Genomic DNA, 23,644 nt, shown 5'->3' on the forward strand with positions numbered 1-23,644 from the left:
TTACCTGACCCAATCGGCCAGATGCTTGCGCAACTTGAGCATGATGCGTCCGTGTATCTGGCTGACGCGGGATTCGCTCACCCCGAGCACCGCGCCGATCTCCTTGAGGTTCAACTCCTCATCGTAATACAGAGCCATCACCAGCTGCTCGCGTTCGGGCAGCTCGGCGATGGCCTCGGTCAGATCCTGGCTGAAGCCGGCTTCCTGCAGCTGCGCGAGCGGCCCCAGGCCCTCGTCGCCGCGCTCTCGGCCCGCGTCCGAATCTTCGTCGTCTATGCTGAACACCCGGGCGTTGGCCACGTCCTGGAGGATGCGATGGTATTCCTCCAGGCCGATGCCCATGGCTTCGGCCACCTCGGCATCCCGCGGCTCGCGCCCCAGCAGATTCTCCAGCTCGTGGATGGCTTCCGCCACACCGCGGCCCTTGCGATGCACCGAGCGCGGCGTCCAGTCCAGACGACGGATCTCGTCGAGCATGGCGCCGCGGATGCGTATACCGGCATAGGTCTGGAAGCTCGCCCCCTGGCTGGCATCGTAGTGCCGCGCCGCCTCCAGCAGGCCGATCATGCCCGCCTGGATCAAGTCCTCCAGCTGCACGCTGGGGGGCAAGCGATTCATCAGGTGGTGGGCGATGCGCTTGACCAGGGGCGCATGGCGCACCACCACGTCGTTATCGCCCTGCTGCTCCACCTCGTTGTACATGGCGTGCCCGATCATCAGACTACCTCCCCCATGTCGGCGCTGTACTGGATCAGGCGCTCCACGAAGAATTCCAGATGCCCCTCGGCGGCCGTGGGCAGGGGCCATTTGTCCACCCGCCGGGCCAGCTCCACGAAGGCGCGCCCGGCGGGGCTGCCGGGGAAGGTGGCGCTGACGGCTTTCTGACGCTGCACCGCGCGGCGCAGGGCATCGTCCTCGGGCACGGCACCGGCGTAATCCAGCGTCAGGTCCAGGAAGCGGTTGGTGGCCGCGGCCAGCTTGGCGTGCAGCGCCTGGCCTTCCGCCGGGCTGCGCACCCGGTTGGCCACCACGTGGAAGCGCTCCACCCCATGGTCCTTGCTCAACACCTTGCACAGGGCATAGGCGTCGGTGATGGACGAGGGCTCGTCGCAGACCACCACCATCACGTCCCGGGCCGCCCGGGCAAAGCTCACCACGCCGTCGGAGATGCCCGCGGCGGTGTCCACGATCAGGTAGTCCAGGTCGTGATTGAGTTCGCTGAAGGAGCGGATCAGCCCCACATGCTCGGCCGGGTCCAGCTCGGCCATGCGCTGGGTGCCGGAGGAGGCGGGCACGATCCAGATGCCCTCCGGGCCCTGCAGCAGCACCTCTTCCAGGGTGGCGCTGCCGTCTATCACATGGGAGAGGTTGTGCTTGGCCGAAAGCCCCAGCTGCACGTCCACATTGGCCAGCCCCAGGTCGGCGTCGAACAGCATCACCTTTCGGCCCAGACGCGACAGGGACACGGCCAGGTTGACGGAGACGTTGGTCTTGCCCACGCCGCCCTTGCCGCTGGTCACCGCGATGACCTTGACTGGTTTCGGATTTGCCATGCGTCTCAATCCCGCCGCCTGATCCATGCCGCCGCCCTCAGCCCACATGGCCCGCACCGCTGAGAGTGAAGGCCAGCGTCTCTTCGTCGGATTCCTCGCGATAGCGCTGGACCAGTTCCTGTAATTGTTCGATCAGTCTATCACTGCGTGCCGGCTGCAGGTCCTCCGGCACACGCTGGCCGGTGCCGAGATAGGCCAGCGGCAGCTGATAGCGCAACACCGCGGTGACGACGCCGCCAAGGCTGGTGGCCTCGTCCAGCTTGGTGACGATGCAGCCCACGGGCTTGACCTTGCGAAAGGCCCGCACGGTCTCGGACAAGGCCGCCAGCTGGCTGTTGGCCGAGACCACCAGATACGGGCGCAGGGCCAGCTTGCGATCGGCCAGGGCCTGGAGCTGCTCGTTCAGGCGCATGTCGCGCTGGCTCATGCCGGCGGTGTCCACCAGCACCAGGCGCTTGCCCTTCAATTCGCCGAGCACCCGCTCCAGCTCCTGGGAGTTGGCGGCGGTGTGCACCGGCACGCCGAGGATGCGGGCGAAGTTGCGCAGCTGGTCCTGGGCGCCGATGCGGAAGTTGTCGGTGCTCACCAGGGCCACCGCATTGCGGCCATGGCGCAGGGCGTAGCGGGCGGCGAGCTTGGCCACGGTGGTGGTCTTGCCCACCCCGGTGGGGCCTACCACGGCGACCATGCCGCCCTGCTCCAGGATATCGTCGCCGGTGACCGGCAGATGCTTGGCGATGATGGCCATGGCCTGGGTCCAGGCCCGCGCCGGGTCATCGTACTCGCCCAGCCGGTCGGCCAGCTTGCGGCAGACATCCGAGCCCAGCCCCAGCTCGTTGAGGCGTTTCAACATTTCCGCGCGCACCGGCTGGCGCTGGCCCTGCTTGCCCCATTCCATGAGGGTCATCTGGCTCTCGAACAGGGAGCGCAGGGTCTTCAGCTCATCGCGCATGGCCTGCATGGCCGGATCCTGGCTCCACTCGATGCGGGTAGCCGCCGGACGCGGGCGCTCGGCGGCGGGCTCGGGCGTGGGCGCCGGTTCCGGGGCCGACTCGGGCTCGGCGGCGGCGAAGGACAAGCCCTCGTCCAGATCGTCGTCTACGCGGATGTCGAGTTTCCGGCGCAGGGGACGGGATTCCGGCGCCTGGGCGGCGCTGCGCGCCAGAGTTTCGGCGAAGCTGCGCGGGCTGGGCGTGGCCGGCGCGCTGGGCGGCGTCTGGCGCTCCTGGCGAGCCAGGGCCTCTTCCACGGCGCGCTCGTCGTAGTCGATGGCCGAGATCACTTCCACGCCGCCATCCACCTTGCGGCTGGAGAGGATGGCCGCCTGGGGGCCGTGCTCCTCGCGCACCTTGCGTATCGCCTGACGCATATCCTGGGCAAAGATGCGTTTTATTTTCATAACCTTACCCTTGTTCCCCTGCTGTTATCGCGCCGTCCCGACCTGGGGCTGCTGGCCCACGCTGGAGACGATTCGAACCTGTTTGTCGTCGGGCACCTCGTTGTACGAGAGCACGTGCAGATTGCCGATGCTGTGCCGGGTCAGCCGGTACAGCCAGCTGCGCAGTTGCGGCGAGGTCAGCAGAATCGCCGGCTGGCCGGCCATTTCCTGACGCTGGGCGTTCTCGGCGAGAGACCGCTGCAGCCGCTCCGCAAGCCCCGGCTCGAAGCCGGCGGCGCCATCGCTGGTGCCTTGTACGGTATCAAGCAATATCTGTTCCAACTGCGGATCCAGGGTCATCACCGGCACCTCGCCGACCATGCCGGCGATGCTCTGCACGATCATCCTTCCGAGCGCCTCGCGCACCGCCATGGTGAGCTGGGCGGGGTCGCGGGTGCGGGTGCCCTGCTCCGCCAGGGTCTCGACGATGCTGCGCATATCGCGAATGGGCACACGTTCCTCGAGCAGGTTCTGCAGCACCTTCACCACCACCGACAAGGGCAGCGTATCCGGCACCACCTCGGCTACCAGCTTGGGCTGGCTCTGGGCCAGCTGGTCCAGCAGCTTCTGCGCTTCCTCGTGGCCCAGCAGCTGATGGGCGTGGGTCTGAATGACCTGGCTCAAGTGGGTCGCCACCACGGTGCTGGCGTCCACCACCGTGTAGCCCAGGGTCTGGGCCTGGTCGCGCTGACCCGCGTCTATCCATACCGCCTCCAGGCCGAAGGCCGGGTCCTTGGTGGGGATGCCCTGCACCTGGCCCGAGACGGACCCCGGGTTGATGGCCATTTCCTTGTTGGGGTAGATCTCGGCCTCGGCCACCGGCACGCCCAGCACACTCAGCCGGTACTGGCTGGGGCCGAGATCCAGGTTGTCGCGGATGTGCACCGGCTGCACCAGAAAACCCAGATCCTGGGAGAGCTTCTTGCGCACGCCCTTGATGCGGGTGAGCAACTGGCCGCCCTGGTTGCGATCCACCAGCGGGATCAGGCCGTAGCCCACCTCCAGGCCGATCACGTCCACCGGCGGCACATCGTCCCAGCTCAGCTCTCGCTGCTCGGCGGGGGGCGCGTCGCCGGCCCGGGGCAGCTCGTCCACCGGCATTTCCAGCGCCTCGTCCTCGGCCTTGCTGCGTTTCGTGGCGACCCAGGCGCCGCTCGCGCACAGCGCGGCCAGCAGCAGGAAGGGCATGTTGGGCATGCCCGGAATGATGCCCAGGAAACCCACCACCCCGGCGGTGACCCAGAGCACCTTGGGGTTGCTGAGGATCTGCGCGCTCACCGCGCCGGACATGTCCTGGGCGGCGGATACCCGCGTGACGATGATGGCGGTGCCGGTGGAGAGCATCAGCGAGGGGATCTGCGCCACCAGACCGTCACCGATGGTCAGCAGGGTGTAGTACTCGAAGGCGGTGCCGGCGGCCATGCCATGCTGCAGCATGCCAATGGCGAAGCCGCCGATGATGTTGATGAACAGGATCAGCACGCCGGCGATGGCGTCCCCGCGGACGAACTTGCTCGCGCCGTCCATGGAGCCGTAGAAGTCGGCCTCCTGGGAGACCTCGGCGCGGCGCTCCCGGGCCTGGTCCTGGGTGATCAGGCCGGCGTTGAGATCCGCGTCGATGGCCATCTGCTTGCCGGGCAGGGCATCCAGGGTGAAGCGGGCGGACACCTCGGAGATGCGCCCGGCGCCCTTGGTGACCACCACGAAGTTGATGATCATCAGGATGCCGAAGACCACGAAGCCCACCGCGTAGTTGCCGCCGATGACGAAGTTGCCGAAGGCCTCGATGACCTGGCCGGCGGCATCGGTGCCGGTGTGCCCTTCCAGCAGCACCACCCGGGTGGAGGCCACGTTCAGCGCCAGGCGCAGCAGGGTGGCGATCAGCAGCACCGTGGGGAAGACGGCGAACTCCAGCGGCCGGGCCACGTACACCGTGACCAGCAGCACCAGCATGGAGAGCACGATGTTGAAGGTGAACAGCATGTCCAGGGCCAGCGCATGCAGCGGGATCACCAGCATCATCAACAGCGCCACCACCAGCAGCGGCGTGCCCAGGCCACGACTGCCGATCTGGCGTACGACGTTCATCACGGCGGTGCTCATGGATCCGCGCTCCCCTGGTCACGCTGGGCGTATTGCTGGAATTCTTCGGGTATGTCCGGGTTCGGCCGCGTGGGCCGCTCGCCCTGGGCGCGGACGGCGCCGCGCAGCTGGTAGATGTAGGCCAGCACCTGGGCGACGGCCAGATACAGCCCGGCGGGGATTTCCTGCTCGAGCTTGGTGGTCCGGTACAGCGCACGCGCCAGCGGCGGCGCCTCGAACAACGGCACCCGGTGCTCGCCGGCGATCTCGCGGATGCGCTTGGCGATCTCGTCCACGCCCTTGGCCACCACCACCGGCGCGCCACCCCCGGCCTGGTCGTATTTCAGCGCCACGGCGAAGTGGGTGGGGTTGGTGACCACCACATCGGCCTCGGGCACCTTCTCCATCATCCGGCCCTGGGCGATCTGCTGCTGCAGCTGGCGGATCTTGCCCTTGACCTCGGGCTTGCCCTCGGTGTCCTTGAACTCGTCCTTGAGTTCCTGCTTTGTCATGCGCAGCTTCTTGGTGTGGGAGTAGATCTGCCAGGGCACGTCCACCGCCGCCACCAGGATCAGCGCCGCCGCCAGGGCGAAGAAGCTGCCGAACAGCAGCTTGGCGGCGAGCGCGACGCCCTCCATCAGCCCGACGGTGCCCAACAGGGCGATATTGTCGCGCAGGCTCCACAGCAACATCGTGCCCACGCCCCCCACCACCAGCACCTTGGCCAGCGCCTTGACCAGATTCATCAGGCCCTGGGGGCCGAAGATGCGCTTGAGCCCCTTCAAGGGGTTCAGCTTCTCCAGCTTCGGCTGCAGGCCCTTGCCGCTGAACACCCACCCGCCCAGCAGCACCGGGGAGAGCAGCGCCACCAACAGCATTACCAGGGCGAAGGGCGCGATCAGCCACAGGCCTTGCGCGACGATGGCGCGCAACTGCTTGAACGGGCCGTCCGGGTCGAAGATCACGGCGCGATCCACCCGCAGGCCCTCGCCGATCAGGTCCATCAAGGAGGCGCCCATATAGGGGCCGAACACCAGCAAGGCGCTCGCGGCGGCGAGCGTCAGCAAAGTGACGTTCAACTCCTGGGATCGGGGGACCTGACCCTTGTCCTTCGCGTCTTGGCGACGTTTGGGCGTTGGGTCTTCGGTCTTCTCCTGTCCGTCCTGGTTCTCTTCGGCCATGGGTGCCTGCCGCTTTATTGACGGGGTTTATGGGCTTTGGGTAGGGATATGCAGGGATCGTGCCTAGTGGGGCGTTTCGGGCAAGAAAGCTTTGGAGGGCTTGGGTGGGAGATTCTGCGACCTGTGGTCATGTCGGGGTTTGGTACGGCTTTCGGCGGCCCACGATTCGGTCCCGGGCTGCGCCCGGGACTACCCTGCGCTTCTCGCCGGAAAGGGGCGAGCAGCCAAACTCGCTACGCCGTCGGCTCCGCTCAGACAAGGCTGCTCGCTGATCCCTTTCCGGCTGCGATGCTCGGCTTCATCGACGGCCGCCGAAAGCCGTACCAAACCCCGGCACCAAACCTCGGACGCGGCCCGCGGGCTGGGAAAGAGCGCGTAGCCGCGATACAACGATGCGGAATCGAGGATCTCCCCGCTACCGTGCGCTGAAAGAAACCAGGTGGATTCAAGATCCCGGATTCGGGACGCTGGCTACACGCTCGGGGAGCCGTGTCCGGGTGGGGCTGCACGGGTTTGTCGGCGCAGCCGAGCACCAGAGGCGTGAGCGGAGCCGAAGGCGTAGCGAGTTCGTGGAGCGCCGCTCACGCTGAGGAGCACAGGGCAATCTGGACGCAGTCCAGACCAAGCCGTGAAACCCGTGCAGCCCCACCCGGACATGGCGGCAACCACCAGGCCCCAAAGCGCACTCTCTCAGTCCCCGCCCCCAAGCGCCGCGAACAATTCCACCCGGTTAAGCAGCCGCAATTGCCGCAACTGCGCCATCCCCTGTTCCGCGCCGAACAGCTCGCGCTGGGCGTCCAGCACTTCCAGGTAGTTGGCGATGCCGCCTTCGTAGCGGCGCTCGGCCAGCGACAGGCGCCGCTGCTGGGCTTTCAGCAGGGCCTGCTGGGCGGCGATCTCGCCATCCAGGCTCGCCAGGGCGTCCAGCGCGTCGGCGACTTCACGGAAAGCCTGCTGGATGCGCTGCTCGTATTCCACCACGGCGATTTCCCGGCGCAGCTCGGCAAGCTCCAGGTTTCGCCGGTTACGACCCCAGTCGAAGATCGGCAGGGTGATGCGCGGCGCGAAGCTCCAGGCCCCGGTGCCGGACTGGAACAGCGCCGAGAGCTCCGCCGAGGCGCTGCCGCCGAAGGCGGTGAGCGTGACGCGCGGGAAGAAGGCCGCGCGGGCGGCGCCGATGTTGGCATTGGCCGCCATCAGCCGCTGCTCGGCGGCGAGGATGTCCGGGCGGCGCTGCAACAGCACCGAAGAGAGGCCCACGGGAACGCCTTCACCCATGCCCTGCCCGCCAAGGCGCTCGGCTTCGGGCAGTTCCGGCGCCGCGTAACCGGTGAGCAGTCCCAGCGCGTTACGCGCCTGGGCATGGCGGCGCCGCAGCGCGCCCAAGGCCACGCGCGCGGATTCCACCAGGGAGCGCGCCTGGGCGCGCTCCAGCGCCGACGCGGCGCCCGCCTGGTAACGCCGCTCCACCAGCTCGAAGGCATCTCGCCGGGTTGTGAGGCTTCGCTCCGCGAGGGCGATCTGCTCGGCCAACAGGCGCTCGGCCAGGTGCGCCCGGGCCACGGCGGCGATCAGCCCCTGACGCGCGGCGCGCTGGGCCTGCTCGGTGGCCAGGTACTCCGCCAGCGCGGCATCGCCGAGGCTGCGCACCCTGCCGAAGAAGTCCAACTCCCAGGCCGACAGGCCCAGGCCCGCTTCATAGCGGCTGGCGGTGTGCGCCTCGCCGCCGCTCGCCAGCGCCGCCGGCGTGCGGCTGCGGCTCAGGCCCGCCTCCGCGTTGAGCGCCGGCCACAATTGGCTGCGCTGCACGCCGTACAAGGCGCGGGCCTGCGCCACGTTCAATTCGGCGCGACGCAGTTCCCGGTTGTGCGCCAGCGCCGCGTCGATCAGTGCCCGCAGCCGCGCATCGCCGAAGAAATCCCGCCAGTCCGGCAAGGCCTCGGCGCTCGCCGGCTGATCGGGCCAGCCGGCGGGCACCGGCGCCTCCGGGCGGCGGTAGTCGGGGCTCAGAGCACAGGCGGAGAGCAGCCCGCCCAGCAGCAGCGCGGAGATGGTTCGCCAGGTCATCACAGGCCGTCCTCCTGGGGGTTCACATGGCTGTGTTCCCGGTCGAATTCTCGCTGGCGGCGGCTGCCGCGGAACAGTCCGCGCACCACCACGTAGAACACCGGCACCAGGAAGACCGCCAGCACGGTGGCGGAAATGATGCCGCCGAACACCGCGGTGCCGATGGCCCGCTGGCTGGCGGAACCGGCGCCGGTGGACAGCACCAAGGGCACCACCCCCATGCCGAAGGCCAGCGAGGTCATGAGGATGGGCCGGAAACGCAGGCGCACCGCCTGCAGGGTGGCGTCCGCCAGGCTGCGCCCCTGGGCCTGCAGGTCCTTGGCGAACTCGATGATCAGGATGGCGTTCTTCGACGACAGGCCGATGATGGCGATCAACCCCACCTTGAAGTACACGTCGTTGGGCAGATCACGCAGGAAGGTGGCCAGCAGCGCCCCCAGTATGCCCAGCGGCACCACCAGCATCACCGCCGCGGGCACCGACCAGCTCTCGTACAGCGCCGCCAGGCACAAGAACACCGCCAGCAGGGAGAGCGCGAACAGGGCCGGGGCCTGGGCGCCGGAGCGCTTCTCCTCCAGCGACTGGCCGGTCCACTCGTAACCGAAGCCCGCGGGCAGCTGCTCCATGAGCCGCTCCATCTCCAGCATGGCTTCGCCGGTGCTGCGCCCTTCCGCCGCGCTGCCGGAAATCTTCAGAGTCGGATACCCGTTGTACCGCGCCAGCTGCATCGGGCCCACCTGCCAATTCACCTCGGTGAAGGCGCCCAGCGGCAGCATTTCCCCGGCGGCGTTGCGCACATGCAGCGCCTGCAGATCCTCGGGCTGCATGCGCCCGGCCGGGTCTGCCTGGACCACCACCTGTTGCTGCCGGCCCAGGTTGGGGAAGTCGTTGACGTAGCTGGAACCGAGCGCGGTACCCAGCACCATGGCGATCTGCTCGAAGGACACACCCAGCGCCGCGGCCACCTCCCGGTCCACGTCCAGGCGCAGCTGCGGCGCATCGGCCAGGCCCTCTGGGCGCACGCCGGAGAGCACCGGGCTTTGGGCCGCCAGGCCCAGCAACTGGCCGCGCGCGGCGAGCAGCGCCTCATGGCCGTGGCCCGCCCTGTCCTGCAGGCGGAAGCTGAAACCGCTGGCGTTACCCAGGCCGCGAATCGGCGGCGGGTTGACGGCAAAGGCGATGGCGTCGCGAATCTGCGAGAACCGGGCGTTGGCCTGGGAGACCACCGCGCCCACCGCCTCGTCCGGGCCGCGCTCGTCCCAGGGCTTGAGCGTCACGTAGCCGAGCCCGGCATTGTCGCCGCGGCCGGAGAAGCTGAAGCCGCGGATCATCAACACGTTCTCCACCGCCGGGTGGCTGCGGTAGAACGCCTCTACCTCTTTGAGCACCGCCTCGGTGCGGATGGCGCTGGCGCCGGCGGGCAGTTGGATATTGGTGATCAGATAGCCCTGGTCCTCCGCCGGGACGAAGGATTCCGGCAGGCGGGAAAACAACAGGCCCGCGGCCACCAGGATCAGCAGATAGACCACCATGAAGCGCCCGCTGCGGCGCAGCATATAGGCGATGCTGCCCTGATAGCGCCGGGTCAGCCGGGAGAAGCCGCGATTGAACCAGCCGAAGAAGCCGCTCTTGGCGTACTGATGCCCGGCCTGCACCGGTTTGAGCAGGGTCGCGCACAGGGCCGGGGTGAGGCTCAGCGCCATCAGCGCCGAGAACAGCATGGAGGCCACCAGGGTGAGCGAAAACTGGCGGTAGATCACCCCCACCGAACCGGCGAAGAAAGCCATGGGGATGAACACGGAGGTGAGCACCAGGGTGATGCCGACGATGGCGCCGGTGACCTGGCGCATGGCCTTGAGGGTCGCCTCCCGGGGCGATAGCCCCTCTTCGCTCATGATCCGCTCGACGTTCTCCACCACCACGATGGCGTCATCCACCAGGATGCCGATGGCCAGCACCAGCCCGAACATGGTCAGCACATTGATGGAGAAGCCCATCGCCAGCATGGTGGCGATGGACCCGAGCAGGGCCACCGGCACCACCAGGGTGGGTATCAAGGTGGCGCGCAGGTTCTGCAGGAACAGATACATCACCAGGAACACCAGGATCACCGCCTCCACCAGCGTCTCCACCACGCCCAAGATGGAGATGCCCACGAAGCGGGAGGTGTCGTTGGGCACGTCGTAGCGCACCCCTTCCGGGAAGTAGCGCGACAACTCGTCCAGCTTGTCCCGCACCGCCTGGGCGGTCTCCAGGGCGTTGCCGGTGTTCGAGAGCTGCACGCCGATGGCGGCGTTGGGGCTGCCATTCAGCCAGGTGCCGTATTGGTAGTTCTGGCCGCCCAGCTCAATGCGCGCCACGTCCCGCAGACGCACCACCGAGCCGTCGGCCTCGGCGCGCAGCAGGATATTGCCGAAGGCCTCGGGGGTGGAGAGCTGCCCGCTGACCACCACGGGCATGACGATGCTCTGGGCGTCGCCGCTGGGCTGAGAGCCCAGCGTGCCCGCCGCCACCTGAGTGTTCTGGCCACGTATGGCCTGCAGCACATCGGCCGGCGTGAGCCGGTAGTTCACCAGTTGATCCGGTTGCAGCCACACCCGCATGGCCCGCTCGGTGCCGAACAGCTGTGCCTGGCCCACGCCGGGGATGCGCTTGATCTCCTCCAGCACGTTGCGGGAAATGTAATCGCCCAGCTCCACCCGGCTGTGGCGGCCGTCGGTGGAAGAGAGCGTAACGAACATCAGGAAGTTGCTGCGGGACTTGGACACCCGCACGCCCAGGCGGGTCACCGGCGCGGGCAGGCGGGACTCCACCCGCTTGATGCGGTTCTGAATGTCCACCTGGGCCAGATCCGGGTCGGTGCCGGTGACGAAGGTGGCGTTGATCTGGGCCATGCCATTGGCCTGGCTTTCCGATCCCACATAGAGCAGGCCGTCGGCGCCGTTGAGCTCCTGCTCGATCAGGCTGACCACGCTCTTGTCCAGGGTCTCGGCATCGGCGCCGGGATAGGTGACGCGGATGTTGATAGTAGGCGGGGCGATGTCCGGGTACTGGGACACGGGCAGCTGGCCGATGGCGAGCAACCCGGCCACCATGATGAACAGGGCAATGACCCAGGCGAAAACGGGCCGGTCGGTGAAAAAGCGTGCCATGCCTCAGCCTTGCCCGGTCGCGGGCGGCGTGGCGGAGGCCGCGGGCGCCTTCCAGGGGACGGTGCGCACTTCGGCCTTGGGCCGGACCTTCTGCAGCCCTTCAACGATGATCACATCACCCGCCGTCAGGCCGGATTCGATCAACCAGCGATTGTTCCGGGCGTGTGACACGCTCACCGGATGCTGTCGGGCGCGGTTGTCGGCGTCCACCCGCCAGACATAGGCCTCGCCGCCGCTGTCGCGCAGCACCGCCTGCTGGGGCACGGTGATCGCCTGCTCGCGCACCGCCTGCTCCAGGCGGGCGCGCACGAACATGCCCGGCAGCAGGAAGCCGTCCGGGTTGGGGAATTCCGCCCGCAGGGTCACCGCACCGGTGCCCTCGTCCACGGTCAGATCGGTGAAGATCAGTTTGCCCGGTCGCTCGTAGACCCGTCCGTCTTCGAGCACCAGGGAGACCCGCGCCTCGCCCTCGCCCAGGGTCTTCAGACGGCCTTCAGTCAATGCCCGGCGCAGGCGCAGCACTTCGGCGCCCGGCTGCACCAGGTTGGCGTAGATGGGGTCGGTCTGCTGGATGCGCGCCAGCGGCGTGGCCTCGCCCTGCCCCACCAGAGCGCCCTCGGTGACCAGCGCCCGACCGATGCGCCCGGCTATGGGCGCGGTCACGGTGGCGTAGTCCAGATTCAGCTCGGCGCCGCGCAGCGCTGCCCGGGCCGCGGCCACCTCCGCGGCCGCCTGGTCCCGGGCGGCCAGGGCATTGTCGAATTCCTGGCGGCTCACCGCCTCGCCGTCCGCCAGCGGGCGCAGCCGCTCCACGGTGGTATCGGCCTGGGCGAGGATGGCCTCGGCCCGGGCAAGGCTCGCGCGGGCCGAGGCCAGAGCCGCCTCCAGGGGCGCGGGATCGATCCGGAACAGTACTTGCCCGGCGTCCACCAGGGCCCCTTCACGGAACACCCGCTGCTCGACGATCCCGGCGGCGCGAGCGCGCACCTGGGCGATGCGGGAGGCCTCCAGTCGGCCGGGCAGCACTTCGCTCAAGGTCAGGGGGGCGGCTTCCACCGTGAAGACGGCGACCTCGGGCGGCGGCGGCGCGGCGGCGGCCTGGTCGGCGTTCTCGGCGCTGTCACAGGCAGCCAGGGAAACCAGCAGCAGAACCGGCAATAAAGAGCGGCGGAGGCGGACGGGCAAGGGCATGAACATCCTCGAGAAGTCTTCGCCGCTGCTCGTCCTGGAGACCGGGCGTATCGTTATGGGTATGTTTCAGGTGGGAAGCACTTTAGAGCGCCCATCGCCGCCCGCGCAAGCCCGGCGGGCGAAACGCCAGCGGTTCCGTTCATTGAAGATCCCCGGATTCCCGCCTTCGGCTTCATCCGGGCGCCGCGGTCGGCGCCCGGCCACGCGTTGCCGCGATGTAGCGAAGCGGAACCGAGAGCCTCCCTAAGCGCCCAGCATCTGTCGCGCCGCATCGAAAGCGGAGCGCCACAGCGCATACATGCGCCCGGGCAGCGAGGGCAGCACCAGATACAGCAGAGAGAGGAAACCCAGCATCAGGGTGAGCGGGAAGCCCACCGAGAAGATGTTCATCTGCGGCGCGGCGCGGGTCATTACCCCCATGGCCAGGTTCACCAGCAACAGCAACACCAGGGCGGGCAGCGCGATCAGCACGGCCCCGGTGAACATCACACTGCCCCAGCTCACCAGGGTGAAGAAGTCGTCCCGGGCGAAGCCCACCGCCGATATGGGCAGCAGCTGGAAGCTTTCGGCCATCAGTTCGATGAACATCAGATGCCCGCCCACCGCGAGAAACAGCAGGGTGACCAGGATCAGCATGAACTGGGAGACCACGGGCACACTCATGCCCCCCTGGGGGTCGGCCATGGTGGCGAAGCCCAGACCCATGCTCATGGCCACCGCCTCACCGCCGATAGTGGCCGCCTGCAGCGGCAAGCTGATGAGAAAACCCAGCGCGATGCCGATCAGCGCCTGCTGCACGGCGATCATCAGCGCTTCCATCGACAAGGGGTCCACCTGGGGCACCGATGCCACCGCGGGCATCAGCACCACGGTGAGCGCCAGCCCCAGCAGCACCCGCACCCGCACGGGGATGGCGTTCTGAGTGAACAGGGGGGCGGTGAGCATCATCCCGCCCACCCGAATCCAGGGCCAGACGAACAGCCCCAGCCAGCCCATGATCTCGGCGACGCTGAACTGCATGGGCCTAGTGGTGGATGAACTCGGGCACCCCGGTGATCAGGCTGCGGGCGAAATCCAGCAGCACGCTCAGCATCCAGGGCGAGGCGATGAACAGCACCGCCGCCATAACCCCGAGCTTGGGCACAAAGCTCAGGGTCTGCTCGTTGATCTGGGTGGCGGCCTGGAACATGCCGATGAGCAGGCCCGCGGCCAGGGCCGAGAGCAGGATCGGGGCGGCCAGCAGCACAGCTACGGTGAGCGCCCGGGTGCCCAGCTCAACGGCGAATTCGGGGGTCATGGCGAACTCCTCAGCTAAAGAAACTGGCGGCGAGCGTGCCCATCACCAGCGACCAGCCGTCCACCACCACGAACAGCATGATCTTGAAGGGCAGCGAGACGATCATGGGCGAGAGCATCATCATGCCCATGGACATGAGGGTGCTGGCCACCACCAGGTCGATGACGAGAAAGGGAAGAAACAGGATGAAGCCGATCTGGAAGGCGGTCTTCAGCTCCGAGGTAAGAAAGGCCGGCACCAGCACGGAGAAGGGCACGTCCTCCGGCGCCTCCACCTCATCGTGGTTGGCGATGCGCAGGAACAGGCCGATGTCGTCCTCGCGCGTCTGGGCGATCATGAAATCGCGGATCGGCCCGCTGGCCTCGCGCACCGCGTCCTCGGCGCTGAGCTCCTCGGCCATGTAGGGCTGCAGGGCGTTGTCGTAGACCCGCTCGAACACCGGCATCATCACGAACAGGGTGAGGAAGAAAGCCAAGCCCAGCAGCACCTGATTGGGCGGCGTGGTGGCGGTGCCGATGGCGGTGCGCAGAATGGACAGGACGATGATGATGCGGGTAAACGAGGTCATCATCAGCAGGGCCGCCGGCAGCAGGGTCAGCACCGTCATCAGGGCCAGCACCTGCAGGCTCAGGCTCCAGGTCTGGGCGCCGTCCTCGCCGGTCTGCACCTGCACCGCCTCCAGGCCGGTCTGGCCCCAGGCGGTGAAAGGAATCAGCAGCAGTGACAGTGCGAACAGCAGTCGGATCATGGACGCTTCTCGTGTTGCTGCATCACGCGATGCAGCCGTTGCGCAAACGGGCTCATGGCCTTCTCGGCCGCCTTGGGCTCCAGGCCCTCCAGCGGCTGATCCAGCACATGCAAGGTCCGTACCTGCCCGGGCGCAACGCCCACGAGAAGTTGCTGTTCACCGACTTTCAAAAGCACGACGCGCTCGCGCTGACCCACCTGCACACTGGCCAGCGCCCGCAGCTGGCCGCCCCCCGGCGCCGCGAACCGCCCGGAGCGCTTGAGCAGCCAGGACAGCGCGAGGATCGCCAGCACCACCAGCACCAGGCCACCGGTGAGGCGCAGCAGCGCGCCGCTGTCCACCCCGGCGCCGGGCGCCTGCTGGGCGGCGGCCAGGGTGGGCAGCGTCAAAAGACCGAGAGCGGCGGCGGAAAACCGACGCCCCAGACGAGGTACCGCGTCCGCGCGATTCACCGCCCGGTTTATCCGCCGCTGCTGTTTCATCATCGAAGAAACCCGCCTAGGTCAGCTTCTTGACCCGCTCTGCGGGCGTGACCACGTCGGTGAGGCGAATGCCGAAGCGCTCGTTCACCACCACCACTTCGCCGTGGGCGATGAGAGTACCGTTGACCAGCACGTCCAGGGGCTCGCCGGCGAGCCGGTCCAGCTCCACCACCGAGCCCTGGTTGAGCTGCAGCAGGTTGCGGATGTTGATCCGGGTGCGGCCGATCTCCATGGACAGGGTCACCGGAATATCCAGGATCACGTCCAGATTGGCTTCCTCGTCGCCCAGGCTGCCGGCATCATCGGTGAGCTCATCGAACTGCGCCGCGGCAACCCGCGGTTTCGCCTTGCCGGCCGGCCCGGCCTGGGCCGCGGGTTCATTCGGGGCCGGATCCACCTGGCCTTCGCCGGCTCCGCTGCCGGCTTCCTCAGCCTCGCCCATGGCCGCGGCCCATTCGTCCGCCAGCTTGTCCTGATCCGTCTCGTCGCTCATCGGCGATACCTCACGCTCGCGTAGGGATCCAAATCCACGTTCTTGATCTGCTCGACGATCTTCACCGCCGCCTGCCCTTCCGACACGCCGTACTTGCCGCGCATCACCGGCACGCCCTCGACCATCACGGTGACCAACTCGGGCATGTCCAGCGGGATCACGTCACCCGGGCGCATACGACGCAGATCGCGCAGACTGATCTCCGCCTCGGCCAGCTTGCCGGTGAGTTCCACTTCCGCGCCCTTCATCTCCTCGCGCAGTGAGCGGCTCCAGCGCTCATCCACATCGTTGCGATCGGACTGCACCCCGGCGGAGAGCAGCTCGCGGATGGGCTCGATCATGTTATAGGGCAGTGTGACGTGCAGATCGCCGCCGCCGCCGTCCAGCTCCACGTGGAAGCGGCTGAGCACCACCACCTCGGTGGGGCTGACGATATTCGCGAACTGGGGGTTCACCTCGGAGTTGATGTACTCGAACTCCACCGGCAGCACCGGTGTCCAGGCCGCCACCAGATCGCCGAAGGCCTGGTCCAGCACCATGCGAATCACCCGCAGCTCGGTGGGGGTGAATTCGCGCCCCTCCACCTTGGTGTAGAAGCGCCCGTCACCGCCGAAGAAATTGTCGACGATGACGAAGACCAGCTTCGGGTCCACCACCACCAGGCCGGTGCCCCGCAGCGGGTTGACCTTGACCAGGTTGAGGCTGGTGGGCACGTACAGGGTGTGCACGTACTCGCCGAACTTCATCATCTCGACGCCGCTCACCGAGACTTCCGGGGTACGACGGAGCATGTTGAACAGGCCGGAGCGGAACAAGCGCGCGAAGCGCTCGTTGATCATCTCCAGGGTGGGCATGCGCCCACGGACGATGCGCTCGTGGCTGGCGAAGTCGAAGGAGCGAACCTCGCCGTCCGGCCCCTCGTCGCCGTCGGTCTCGACATCGCCGCCGTCTATGCCGTGCAGCAGCGCGTCGATTTCATCCTGACTGAGTATGTCCTGGGTGGCCATGGCTACTGCATCACGAAACCGGTGAAATACACGGCTTCGACACGATCCTCCACCTGTTTCTCTTCCAGCACCCGGTTGGCCTCGGCCACCGCCTGCGCGCGCAGTGCCTCCTTGCCCTCGCGGGTGCGCACATCCTCATAGGTCTGGGAGCTGAGCAGCATGAGCATGGCGTCGCGAATCACCGGCATGTGCTCCAGCACATTGTTCATGGCCTCGGAGCCGCGCACCATCAGCTGCATGTTCACCTGCAGATAACCCAGCCGGCCGTTGCGCTCGAAGTTGACCACCAGCGCCGGCTCCAGGGGCATGTACTGGGGCTCGAGCAAGGGCTCGGTGGCCACTTCCTCCTCGATCTCCTCACCCTCGCCCTCGGCCAGCTCCTGCTCCCCGCCCAAGCCGCCGACCACTCCGGTCATGTACAGCGCCAGGGTCACGCCTGAACCCAGTAACAGGACCACCAGCAGGATGAGCACGATCATCAGCCGGGTCAGGCCCTGCTGCCGAGCCGGCAAAGCGATGGATTTCATACCCCGGTAGGCCAAGATGCTGCTCCTCGTTTGTTGTTCTGCTTCCCCCGCGGCGCCAAGGCTACCGGCTCGCGGTGGTGGGCATTTGTCCGCAGTATACGGATTGGCGCGTCCCGCACCAGCGGCCTCAGGCGTATTGATCCACCAGCCCGCGCCCTTGGCGCAAACGGATGCTCTGCTCCACGCCACCGTCCTCCTCGCCTTCGGCGTCGGCAAAGGCAGTACCGCGTGCGCCACCGCCGGCGGTACGCTCCTCTGTCTCGCGGCCCTGCTGGTCCTGGGAGACGTTCACATCCACGCCGTTCAGCCCCTGGTCGGCGAGCATGTCCCGCAGCCGCGGCATGTCCGCCTGCAGTGCCTCGCGAGTCTGGGCATGTTGCGCGACGATGGCCACCTGGGTCTGGTCATCCTGCACGGAAATGGAAATTTCCAACGGGCCCAGGTGGGCCGGGTTCAACTGGATGCGCGCTTGCTGGAGGCCCTGGTTGGCCATCCAGCTCACCCGTTCGCCCACCGCCTGGCCGAAGCCGGGCTGCTGTACCGGGTGCTCCAGTCGCAGCTGGGGCATGGCTTCGGCGGCCTTGTTCAGCGCCGCCTGGAAGTTCTGCTGGGCCTGGTTCACCGCGTTCAGCGCGGATTCCCCCTGGGGCTGGGCGGCGTTCTGCCCGTCCCGGCTCCAGAGCATTTCCTGCCGGGCGCGAGCGGCCAGGGCTTCCTCACCACCGCCCTTGCCGCCCTGGCGAGCTGCCAGCATCAGGCCGAGCAGTTGTTCCGGGTCCGGCTCCTGGTCCTGGCCAGCGTCGGCGGCCGCCATCAGATTCAGGCCGGCCTGGGGGGCGGTGGCATCCTGCCCCGACAGCAGCGTTTGCAACGCCGCCAGCAGATCCTTCGTTTCGGCGGGCGCGCCCTCGCCCTGTTCCGCCAGTGCCTGCTGCAGGGCCTGAAGCTCGGCTGCGCTCAGCTCCGACCCGCCCTGCTCCAGCAGGGCTGTCAGGAAGCCGCCCGCCTCGCCCTTGAGCGCCCCGTTCAGAGCGCCCTTGAGCGCCGAGCCGGCGCCTTCCGTATTCATCTGCAAGAAACTGGAGAGCATCATCTTGGCTGCCTCACTCAGTAGTGATCATTCTGTCGACCGGCATCCATGCAAGGCGGATGCCAACGCCCCTCATTCCTCGCCCAGGCCGCGGCCGGGCCGACGCACCATTTCCTCGATGGTCTGCTGTTCACGCTTGTCGGCGCTGCGCCGCTCATTGTGGCGATGGGTTTCCACCACGCGGTTCAGCGCCTTGGCCCGGCCCCAGGCCTCGGCCCAACGCCCGTGGTACTGGGGGAGCTGGCTCTCGACCCGCTCCACGGCGCTTTCCTGCTGGCGTATGGCGCCGTCGATGCGGGCAATGAACGCGTGGTAGTCGCGCAGACGGTGGGCGTCGATGCCCAGTTCCGCGTTGCTGCGCAGTTGCGCACGGTATTCATTGCGAAAGATCTGCAGCTGCTCCAGGCGGTTGCGCTGCTCGTCCACCCGGCGACGCTGCTCGGCCAGGGCGCGGGCGGCGTCGTCGGCTTTCTTGTCCGCCAGCTCCGCGACGGGCTGCATGCGTTTGGCGCGGCTCATGGGGCGACTCCGCGGCGCGCAATCCGAGTGGTGACGAAGGCGGGAACCCGGGACGCCCGGGTGCGGCGGCTGCTCATAACAACTGCTCCAGACTCTGCACACTCTGCTCGAAAGGCACTTTCTCGTTCACATCCTGCTGCAGGAACTGATTCAGGCGCGGGTAGTACTCGATGGCTTCGTCCACCCGCGGGTCGCTGCCCCGCTGATAGGCACCGACATTGATCAGGTCCTGGTTCTGGCGATAGGCGCCGTAGAGGCGCTTGAAGCGCTGGATGGCCTGGCGCTGCTGCTCATTGGTGATGCGCAGCAGCGCGCGGCTCACCGAACGCTCTATGTCGATGGCCGGGTAATGGCCGGCATCGGCCAGCTCCCGGGAGAGCACCAGATGGCCGTCGAGGATGCCGCGGGCGGCGTCCGCCACCGGGTCGTTCTGGTCATCGCCCTCGGTGAGCACGGTGTAGAAGGCGGTGATGGAGCCGCCGCCGGCCGGGCCGTTGCCGGCCCGCTCCACCAGCTTGGGCAGGCGAGCGAACACCGAGGGCGGATAACCCTTGGTGGTGGGCGGCTCGCCGATGGCAAGCCCAATCTCGCGCTGGGCCTGGGCGTAGCGGGTGAGCGAATCCATCAGCAGCAGCACCTGCTTGCCCTGGTCGCGAAAATGCTCGGCGATGCTGGTGGCCAGCGCGGCACCATGCAGACGCATCAGTGGAGATTCGTCGGCCGGCGCGGCCACGACCACGGCGCGGCGGCGGCCTTCCTCGCCGAGGATCTCCTCGATGAATTCCTTCACCTCGCGGCCCCGCTCGCCGATCAGCCCCACCACCACCACATCGGCATTGGTATAGCGGGTCATCATGCCGAGCAGCACGGACTTGCCCACACCGGTGCCGGCGAAAAGCCCCATGCGCTGCCCCCGCCCCACGGTGAGCAGCGCGTTGATGGCACACACGCCCACATCCAGCGGCTCGCGAATGGGCGCGCGGTCCAAGGGGTTCAGTCGCCGGCCCACCAGCGGCACTTCCGCATCGGCCTCGGGTTCCGGCAGGCCGTCCAGGGGCTTGCCGGCGCCGTCCAGCACTCGCCCCAGCAGGGCATCGCCCACCCGGGCCAGCGCCCCGCCGCCCTCGGGCACCACCCGGGCATTGGGGGTGAGGCCGTGCAGATCACCCGTGGGCATCAGGTACAGGCGCTCGCCGGCGAAACCCACCACTTCGGCTTCCAGCCCCTGGCCATCCAAGCCCTCCACCCGGCAGCGCGACCCGATGGGCGCCTGGCAGCCTTCGGCCTCCAGGGTCAGACCCACCATGCGGCGCAATACCCCTTCCACCTGCAGCTTCGGCAGCGAAAGGCTCTCGCGGCGGTGGGCCAGTCGCGCGGCCCAGTGCGCGGCCCGGGGACGCTCCACGCTCATGCGGGCTCCTCCGGGTTGTCGTTGTCCTGTTCTCGGGCGCCGCCCAGCAGCTCCTGGGCGAGTACCGCCAGGCGATGCTCCAGAGTGGCATCCACCCGAGAGACCTCGGTGCTCACCTTGCAGCCGCCGCGGCTGATCAGCGGATCTTCCAGCAGGTCCCACTTGCTGCCTTCCAGCTCGCCCAGGCTCTCGCGCACGAAGCTCGCATCGTCCGGGTGGAGATGGATCTGCACCCGACGCTCGCTCATGGGCAGCAGGCCCACGGCTTCGCGGATCACCGCCAGAATCTCGCCGGGCTGGGTGTGGATCTCGCGGCGGATGATCTGCTTGCTCAGGCTCAGGCACAGCTGCAGCAGTTGCGTCTCCACCTCTTCGTCCAGCTCGGCGAGCGGGTCGGCCAGGGTATTGACGATCTGGCCGATGCGCGCGGCGAAGGCCTTCGATTCCTGCTCACCCTGCTTGCGGCCCTCGGCAAGGCCCTGCTCGCGCCCCTCCCGGCGGGCATCTTCCAGGCCCTTGGCGTGCCCTTCCCGGTAGGCTTCTTCGTAGACGCTGCGGTGCAGCTCCTCCAGTGCCTCGACGGTGGTGTTCTGGCGCACTTTCGCCGCATGCTCGCCCAGCTCCTGGGGCCGCCAGCGATCGAAGCGTTCGGTGGCATCGTCTTCGGCGCGTATGATCTTTTCCATGCTCATCCCCCGCGGCGCGCCTTAGACGAAGGATTCGCCACTGCCGCCGAGCATGAGCTGGCCGTCGTCGGCGAGCCGCTTGGCGATGGTGAGAATCTCCCGCTGCGCGGCCTCCACTTCGGACAAGCGCACCGGGCCCTTGGCCTCCAGATCGTCGGCCAGCATTTCGGCGGCGCGCTTGGACATATTGCTCAGAATCTTCGCCTTGAGCTCCTCGTCGGCGCCCTTGAGCGCCAGCACCAGCACGTCGCTGGTGACCTCGCGCAGCAGCTGCTGCATGCCCCGATCGTCCACCTCGATGAGATCGTCGAAGACGAACATCAGCTCCTGGATACGCTCGGCGAGCTCCGCGTCCAGCTCCTGCACCTGCTCCAGGATGCCGGTTTCCTTGGCGGTATCCAGGTTGTTGAGGATGTTGGCCGCGGCCTGCAGCCCGCCCAGCGAGCTGGATTTCAAGCGCTGCTTGCCGGAGAACTGGCGTTCCATGATCTCATCGAGCTCCTGCAGGGCGGCGGGCTGTATGCCCTCCAGGGTGGCCACGCGCATCAGCACGTCGTGGCGCATCCGCTCGGGCAGCTCCGCAATCACCTCGGAGGCCTGGTCGTCCTCCAGGTAGGCGAGAATGATCGCCATGATCTGCGGATGCTCCAGGCGGATCATCTCGGCGATGGTCTTGCCGTCCAGCCACTTGAGCTGCTCCAGCCCGCGGGTGCTGCCACCCATCATGATGCGGTCGATGACGCTGGAGGCCTTGTCCTCGCCCAGGGCCTTCACCAGCACCTTGCGCACGTAATCGCTGTTGCCCACGCCGAGACCCGTGTACTGGGAGACACTGGTGACGAACTCGGTGAGCACGTCGTCCACCTGGTCACGGCTGACGTTGGTGAGCCTGGTCATGGACTGACCGATCTTCTGCACTTCCCGCGGGCCAAGATGCTGCAGTACCTTGGCCGCCTCATCTTCGCCCAGGCTCATCAGGAACACCGCGGCCCGGTCGGCGCCGGCCAGTGCGGCGGGCGGATTGGCTTTTTTCTCGCTCATCACTCGGACAACCAGTTCTTGACCACATTGGCCGCCAGCGCGGGCTCCTGGCCCACCACATCACGGGCCGCCTGAATGACGTCCTCGTGCTCCTGCTTCTTGCTCTGGTCTTCCAGCGCCAGCCGCTCGCGCTCCTGCTTGAGCAGGGCCTGTGTGTCCACGCCCCCGGGGTCGCTCGTCGGGGTGGCCGGCTGCCGCTCGACCCGCCGGCCCTTGCCGTCACGCCCCAGCAGGCCGTACACCAACGGACGCACTACCGCCAGTATAAGCACCAGGCCGAGTACCGCCGCCAGCAGCATCTTGCCCAGCGTCCACACCCAGGGCTGCTCCAGCAGCGGGGTTTCCAGCGGCGCCGACTCCTCGGCGACAACTTCCTTGAAGGGCGCGTCGATCACACTGACCCGATCGCCCCGTTCTTCGTCGAAGCCCACCGCGTCCCGCACCAGGGTGCTGAACTGCTCCAGCTGCGCCTGGGGAAAGGGCTCGGGCACCTGCTCGCCCTCGTCGTTGACAACCAGGGGCTGGTCCAGCAGTACCGCCACGGACAGGCGCTGTACACCGCCCAGTGACTCGCGCACATGGCGCACGGTCTTGCTGATCTCGAAATTACGGGTAGCCGAGACGCTGCTGCTGGTCTCCTGGCCGGCCTGGGTGGTCTGCCGGTCCGCTCCCAGCACGCCGGCCTGGGGCGGCTGGTTGGCGAGCGCGCCGGGCACGCCGCCCTCCTCGCCTTCGCGGTTGCGCTGCTCGTTCACCTGCTCGCTGCGCAACACCGGGTTCTCCGGGTCGTAGAGTTCCTGGGTGCTCTCCCGCTGGGAGAAGTCCAGCTGGGCGTTGACCTGGGCACGCACCCGGCCGGCGCCGACGATAGGCTCCAGCAGGGCGACGATGCGCCGGGCATAGCGCTGCTCCAGTTGTTCCTTGTAATCCAGCTGCTTGTCGCTGCCCGCGCCCAGCCCCTGAGCTTCTTCGGTGAGCAACACGCCGTGCTGGTCCACCACGGTCACGTTCTTCCGCGGCATGTCGGCCACGGAGCTGGCCACCAGATGCACAATGGAGGACACCTGGCCGTCGGTGAGGCTGCGCCCGCCGTGCAGGTCCACCACCACCGAGGCGCGGGGCTCGCGACGATCGCGCACGAACACGGACTGCTCCGGCACCGCCAGATGCACCCGCGCGCTACGCACGCTCTGCAACTGACTCACGGAGCGGGCGAGTTCGGTCTCCAGGGCGCGGAAGAAGCGAGCGTTCTGAATGAACTGGCTGGTGCCGAAGCCCTGGTCCTGCTGCAGCAGCTCGAAGCCCAGGCCCCCGCTCGCGGGCAGGCCTTCGCCGGCCAGCCGCAGGCGGGTGGCGTGCACCTGGCCGGCCGGCACCATGATCATGCCGCTGGCCTCATCCAGCTTGTAGCTCACGCCGGCGGCCTGCAGCGCATCCATGACCGTGCCGGCCTCGGACTGCTCCAGCTGGCCGAACAACGGCCGGTACTCCGGCTCCTGGGCCCACATGAACAAGCCGATACCGGCCGCGATGGCCAGCGCCAGCCCCAGCAGCAGGCCCAACTGACGCAGGGCCTGCTCGCCGATGTACTTGTTCAGCGGATTCTGCGCCGCCATACCCGCGCCGCCACCGCCCGCGGCGTTGCTGGTCGTCAGTGCCTGGGATGCTGCCTCGGCCAT

21 protein-coding genes are annotated in these 23,644 nt (G+C 67.8%); all 21 read right to left on the bottom strand.

All coding sequences use genetic code 11. The features are described 5' to 3' along the window. The 21 genes from GBG68_RS04430 to fliF all read right to left on the bottom strand — a co-directional run bounded on the left by GBG68_RS04430 (position 1) and on the right by fliF (position 23,644). Positions 1–717 carry an RNA polymerase sigma factor FliA gene (locus tag GBG68_RS04430; RefSeq protein WP_152145570.1) on the bottom strand — a complete coding sequence of 239 codons (717 nt, stop codon included), beginning with the start codon at positions 715–717 and terminating at the stop codon, positions 1–3. After that, positions 717–1,553: a MinD/ParA family protein gene (locus GBG68_RS04435; protein ID WP_152145572.1), complete on the bottom strand. Its 837-nt coding sequence runs from the start codon at positions 1,551–1,553 to the stop codon at positions 717–719. Before GBG68_RS04435 ends, GBG68_RS04430 begins: the two co-directional genes overlap by 1 nt. 37 nt (positions 1,554–1,590) lie before the next feature. Continuing rightward, complete coding sequence (flhF, locus tag GBG68_RS04440; protein ID WP_152145574.1) at positions 1,591–2,952, bottom strand: flagellar biosynthesis protein FlhF; 1,362 nt, start codon at positions 2,950–2,952, stop codon at positions 1,591–1,593. A 24-nt stretch (positions 2,953–2,976) separates the two neighbouring features. Next, positions 2,977–5,094 (bottom strand): flagellar biosynthesis protein FlhA, encoded by a 2,118-nt coding sequence (gene flhA, locus GBG68_RS04445; protein ID WP_226801639.1) that lies wholly within the window; start codon positions 5,092–5,094, stop codon positions 2,977–2,979. Further along, the gene (flhB, locus tag GBG68_RS04450) at positions 5,091–6,254 is read right to left on the bottom strand and encodes a flagellar biosynthesis protein FlhB (protein ID WP_152145576.1); all 1,164 of its coding nucleotides are present in this window, start codon (positions 6,252–6,254) and stop codon (positions 5,091–5,093) included. The genes flhA and flhB overlap by 4 nt, the downstream gene beginning before the upstream one ends. A gap of 690 nt (positions 6,255–6,944) precedes the next feature. Next, positions 6,945–8,321, bottom strand: coding sequence for an efflux transporter outer membrane subunit (locus tag GBG68_RS04455; protein ID WP_152145578.1), 1,377 nt, complete (start codon positions 8,319–8,321; stop codon positions 6,945–6,947). Then, positions 8,321–11,473 (bottom strand): efflux RND transporter permease subunit, encoded by a 3,153-nt coding sequence (locus GBG68_RS04460; protein WP_152145581.1) that lies wholly within the window; start codon positions 11,471–11,473, stop codon positions 8,321–8,323. The genes GBG68_RS04455 and GBG68_RS04460 overlap by 1 nt, the downstream gene beginning before the upstream one ends. A gap of 3 nt (positions 11,474–11,476) precedes the next feature. Continuing rightward, on the bottom strand, positions 11,477–12,664 hold the full coding sequence (locus GBG68_RS04465) for an efflux RND transporter periplasmic adaptor subunit (protein WP_152145583.1): 1,188 nt from the start codon (positions 12,662–12,664) through the stop codon (positions 11,477–11,479). Between the two features lie 243 nt (positions 12,665–12,907). Continuing rightward, positions 12,908–13,684 carry a flagellar biosynthetic protein FliR gene (gene fliR / locus GBG68_RS04470; RefSeq protein WP_152145585.1) on the bottom strand — a complete coding sequence of 259 codons (777 nt, stop codon included), beginning with the start codon at positions 13,682–13,684 and terminating at the stop codon, positions 12,908–12,910. A 4-nt stretch (positions 13,685–13,688) separates the two neighbouring features. Continuing rightward, positions 13,689–13,961 carry a flagellar biosynthesis protein FliQ gene (gene fliQ / locus GBG68_RS04475; protein ID WP_152145587.1) on the bottom strand — a complete coding sequence of 91 codons (273 nt, stop codon included), beginning with the start codon at positions 13,959–13,961 and terminating at the stop codon, positions 13,689–13,691. Between the two features lie 10 nt (positions 13,962–13,971). Then, positions 13,972–14,709, bottom strand: coding sequence for a flagellar type III secretion system pore protein FliP (gene fliP / locus GBG68_RS04480; RefSeq protein ID WP_152145588.1), 738 nt, complete (start codon positions 14,707–14,709; stop codon positions 13,972–13,974). Continuing rightward, positions 14,706–15,194, bottom strand: a complete 489-nt coding sequence (gene fliO, locus GBG68_RS04485) for a flagellar biosynthetic protein FliO (protein ID WP_226801641.1) — start codon at positions 15,192–15,194, stop codon at positions 14,706–14,708. Before fliO ends, fliP begins: the two co-directional genes overlap by 4 nt. Before the next feature lie 13 nt (positions 15,195–15,207). Next, entirely contained in the window at positions 15,208–15,684 is a 477-nt protein-coding gene (gene fliN, locus GBG68_RS04490) for a flagellar motor switch protein FliN (RefSeq protein WP_152145590.1), read from the bottom strand. Next, a complete protein-coding gene (gene fliM, locus GBG68_RS04495) occupies positions 15,681–16,691 on the bottom strand; it encodes a flagellar motor switch protein FliM (RefSeq protein ID WP_152145592.1) in 1,011 nt (336 codons plus the stop codon). Before fliM ends, fliN begins: the two co-directional genes overlap by 4 nt. A 2-nt stretch (positions 16,692–16,693) precedes the next feature. Then, a complete protein-coding gene (gene fliL, locus GBG68_RS04500) occupies positions 16,694–17,233 on the bottom strand; it encodes a flagellar basal body-associated protein FliL (RefSeq protein ID WP_152145594.1) in 540 nt (179 codons plus the stop codon). A gap of 112 nt (positions 17,234–17,345) precedes the next feature. Next, entirely contained in the window at positions 17,346–18,311 is a 966-nt protein-coding gene (locus tag GBG68_RS04505; RefSeq protein WP_152145596.1) for a flagellar hook-length control protein FliK, read from the bottom strand. A gap of 69 nt (positions 18,312–18,380) precedes the next feature. Then, positions 18,381–18,827, bottom strand: a complete 447-nt coding sequence (gene fliJ, locus GBG68_RS04510) for a flagellar export protein FliJ (RefSeq protein ID WP_152145598.1) — start codon at positions 18,825–18,827, stop codon at positions 18,381–18,383. A gap of 73 nt (positions 18,828–18,900) precedes the next feature. Beyond that, on the bottom strand, positions 18,901–20,238 hold the full coding sequence (gene fliI / locus GBG68_RS04515; protein WP_152145600.1) for a flagellar protein export ATPase FliI: 1,338 nt from the start codon (positions 20,236–20,238) through the stop codon (positions 18,901–18,903). Continuing rightward, entirely contained in the window at positions 20,235–20,924 is a 690-nt protein-coding gene (locus tag GBG68_RS04520; protein WP_193222219.1) for a flagellar assembly protein FliH, read from the bottom strand. The genes fliI and GBG68_RS04520 overlap by 4 nt, the downstream gene beginning before the upstream one ends. Positions 20,925–20,945: 21 nt before the next feature. Continuing rightward, the gene (fliG, locus tag GBG68_RS04525; protein WP_152145604.1) at positions 20,946–21,965 is read right to left on the bottom strand and encodes a flagellar motor switch protein FliG; all 1,020 of its coding nucleotides are present in this window, start codon (positions 21,963–21,965) and stop codon (positions 20,946–20,948) included. After that, on the bottom strand, positions 21,965–23,644 hold the full coding sequence (gene fliF / locus GBG68_RS04530) for a flagellar basal-body MS-ring/collar protein FliF (protein WP_152145606.1): 1,680 nt from the start codon (positions 23,642–23,644) through the stop codon (positions 21,965–21,967). Before fliF ends, fliG begins: the two co-directional genes overlap by 1 nt.

This window comes from Alkalilimnicola sp. S0819, from assembly GCF_009295635.1.
In the GTDB taxonomy this organism is placed as follows: domain Bacteria; phylum Pseudomonadota; class Gammaproteobacteria; order Nitrococcales; family WHIW01; genus S0819.